4 protein-coding genes are annotated in these 3,009 nt (G+C 30.8%); all 4 read right to left on the bottom strand.

What is annotated here, in order from left to right:
* Positions 1-81: 81 nt before the first annotated feature.
* Entirely contained in the window at positions 82-312 is a 231-nt protein-coding gene (locus DW196_RS10940; protein ID WP_118251286.1) for a hypothetical protein, read from the bottom strand.
* A gap of 173 nt (positions 313-485) precedes the next feature.
* Positions 486-980 (bottom strand): phosphoribosylanthranilate isomerase, encoded by a 495-nt coding sequence (locus tag DW196_RS10935; protein ID WP_118251285.1) that lies wholly within the window; start codon positions 978-980, stop codon positions 486-488.
* A 127-nt stretch (positions 981-1,107) separates the two neighbouring features.
* Complete coding sequence (locus DW196_RS10930; protein WP_118251284.1) at positions 1,108-1,947, bottom strand: DUF6710 family protein; 840 nt, start codon at positions 1,945-1,947, stop codon at positions 1,108-1,110.
* 52 nt (positions 1,948-1,999) lie between these two features.
* Positions 2,000-2,710, bottom strand: coding sequence for a DNA/RNA non-specific endonuclease (locus tag DW196_RS10925; RefSeq protein ID WP_118251283.1), 711 nt, complete (start codon positions 2,708-2,710; stop codon positions 2,000-2,002).
* Positions 2,711-3,009 lie beyond the last annotated feature (299 nt).

The raw sequence follows: 3,009 nt of genomic DNA, 5'->3' as shown, positions 1-3,009 counted from the left end.
TTCACAAAGTGGGTGCCTCGATGTGTTGGTAGATGTGGTACTTCGTAAAATGGTGATTATGTCTACCTAACAGTTAAATAACTAATCTTTGGGTTTCACCTGTTCATTTTCTTTTGCAATATTTTTTTGTTGGTCTTTAATATAATCCATATTATCGAAGCTGTTAATTATAGGAATATTAGCTTTATTTATTCCTCCCAGTCCTGTATCTACCATCTTTCCCCAGCCTTTTAATGGTGATTTTCCTTGTTCTCTTAGCTTATCATTCTTGATTCGGATTTTTTCTGATTTCAAAAGTTTTTTCTCAGACATAAAAAAACTCCCCCATTGCTTTTAATTCATTATACCATCGATTTTTAACTAGGTATAATCTTACATTATGTTAACTCTGACAATTTTAAAAGAAAAAAGGAGATAATTACCTTATAAAACATTTAACGCCCTCAGAACAGTTCTGAGGGCGTTTTGAATTGGTATAACTCTGCTTATGTTAACTGACTCTTTAAATAACTAATTTTTTCAAAATCTTTACTATTATTATTATCAGCTCTATAGCTATCTTCACTAGAAGAAAGATATATTTTTAAAAAAGCTTCTAAATTTGGAGTGTAAAATTCTATATTGTTGATATTCTGATAGGTTAATTCATCTAGAGTTACATTAGCGAAACTAGGGAGTGTATCAATAACACCATATTCAACAGAAATATTATCTTTTATAAATTCATGTTCATGTAAGTCTATTAATTTATAATTCAATTCCGCCATAACATCAATAATATCATTCCACTGGTAAACTCTTTCTTCATCAGGTGCTTCCCATCCTCTAGGATCCCCACTTACATGGATATCAATATCTCTAGCATTCCAGTCCTTCTCAGTAACAAATTCTAATCCTAAAGATCCCATTAATAACGGGATAATATTTTTTTTATTTAGTTCTTCTGTAATTATTAAAAATTCTTTGAACTTATCACTCATCAAATCACTTCCTTTATTTTTCAGTATATCAAAATATTTAGCTCGGTATAATTTGATTTATGTTAACTCATTAATTTAATTCATTAATTTGGTGAGTTTCGTGAACTTAATTGTAAAGCTCGTTACTTCAAATATTTTGTGTTATGAGGTCTTGAATTTGTTTTGGAAACACATTTTTTTTATCTATCAACAATCTACCTATTTCAAATAATACTCCTATATACAATTCTAGGTCTTGCTCTATTTCGTATTCAATTGGATAGTTTGTATAAGATTGATTTGGAAAATCATATATAAACTTCTCTCCATCAAATATTATATAGCTATAAAGATAAGTCCAATCATCAATTTGTTCTATATGTGTCTTACCTTTATTCTTTAGTTTTGCCGAATATTGAGAATGATTTCCATTATGACAATAAATAAAACCCATAGGATAGCAATAATAGTTGGAAATGTTGTGATTGTATTGTATGCTATCAAATTTATTATTTTGAGTTGCAATATTTATTAATGCATCACTTGTTCGTCTCTTATGCCATGGATTAATAATGATTGGAGATATAGAATAGTCAAACATTATTGTTTCTGAATGAAATGTAACGTTTCTATAATATCTTTTGTTCTCGTCATGTACTTCTCTAGTTATTATGGATTTAACATAATTATTACTTACGTTTTTTTCCAAACATTTGCCAAATAAAAAGTGGAAATCATTGTCACTATGCCAATAGGCATTTAAAGAATTATGTATTGTAATATAATCAGTAATCTGTTTGATAAAAATAAATATAGGGTGTTCGTCGTTTGATGATATATCATCAGATTCTAAAATATATGATGCTTCATTAATTAAGTTTTTAAATTGCTGTTTGTAATTTTTACTTATAGTTTTTTGTTCTTCATGGTCATCATCTTGCAAACTTATATTACTAATTAAATGTTTAAAATATTGTAAAATATTCATTTTTAACCACCTTTTTTATAATAGTAGCATAAGTATACATAAAATAGATTAATTAGTCTTCTATTATTTTAGAGCTTCCTGTCACATAATCGAGCTCATATCCTTCTTGTATGTTGTAAATATAAACATTGAATTGAAAAGAGCTATCCTCAATACTTATGGCTTCCAGTTGTACACCTCTTGCCAACAACTCGTTATCCTTAAAGACTGGAGTAACACGATACCTAACGTGATGTCCTGTATTTTCTATATATGATTTCACTTGATTCTCATAGTTCAACATATGAGGTGTATTGAGACTACGTGTTCCAGTCATAAGATTCTTAGGATTATCATTTTCTCCAGTCAACTGAAATCCGATTAAATGCGAGCGATTATAAAGCCATTGACCATCATCTAATCGTTTTTGATGCCATCCAGTCGGTTTAAAAGAAAGTCCTTCCCTTTTTTCAGTTGGAAAAGATTCTTTCCCTATAATCGCATTTGCAACTCCTACTCTGTTTAAGTGATCTAAGTCAGAAAATGTTTGCCAAACTCCTTCACTTAAAGATAAATCATCGGATGTAAAATCAGGTATGTTATCATTGACCACAATTTCCTGGTATCCACCATCATATTCGACACTAAATTCTCGATTCTTTGTTACCTCAGTTGTTGACTGATCCACTAAAGGGTTAACGTGTTCTCTAATATTTTGTGCTTCACACCCTCCTAAAAAAATAGTGACTAGTGTCACCACTAGTAATAATCCTTTGTTTCTCATGCTAATTCCTCCTATTTTTATATTTTTGTGTCAATCGCTCCGACCTCCTCCACCGCTCTTTCCACAGTCGTTTGTGCCAAACGACCAAGACCGTCAGTCGCTGCTTCGCAACGTCTGACCTAAAAGACAAAAGAAAAAGAATCCGTTGGAAACCAACGCATTCTTTAAAAACCTTTTTTCGCTCCAATCACTCATGCTTTTGCCAAAGACCACCAACTTATCTGAAGAAATAAGACGTCCTTTGATGTGTTGTGTGTGTCAGTTACTGATGAGCTAACCTATCATATCCAGTCGAAAGA

It is taken from the genome of Vagococcus sp. AM17-17, from assembly GCF_003471765.1.
GTDB classification, from domain to species: Bacteria; Bacillota; Bacilli; order Lactobacillales; family Vagococcaceae; genus Vagococcus; species Vagococcus teuberi.
The sequence above is the reverse complement of the archived record's forward strand: the minus strand, read 5'-3'. Positions and strand labels throughout refer to the sequence as shown.

Coding starts and splice junctions, on each gene's coding strand:
- DW196_RS10925 (WP_118251283.1), bottom strand. CDS start 2,710: ATGAGAAACAAAGGATTATTACTAGTGGTGACACTAGTCACTATTTTT.
- DW196_RS10935 (WP_118251285.1), bottom strand. CDS start 980: ATGAGTGATAAGTTCAAAGAATTTTTAATAATTACAGAAGAACTAAAT.
- DW196_RS10930 (WP_118251284.1), bottom strand. CDS start 1,947: ATGAATATTTTACAATATTTTAAACATTTAATTAGTAATATAAGTTTG.
- DW196_RS10940 (WP_118251286.1), bottom strand. CDS start 312: ATGTCTGAGAAAAAACTTTTGAAATCAGAAAAAATCCGAATCAAGAAT.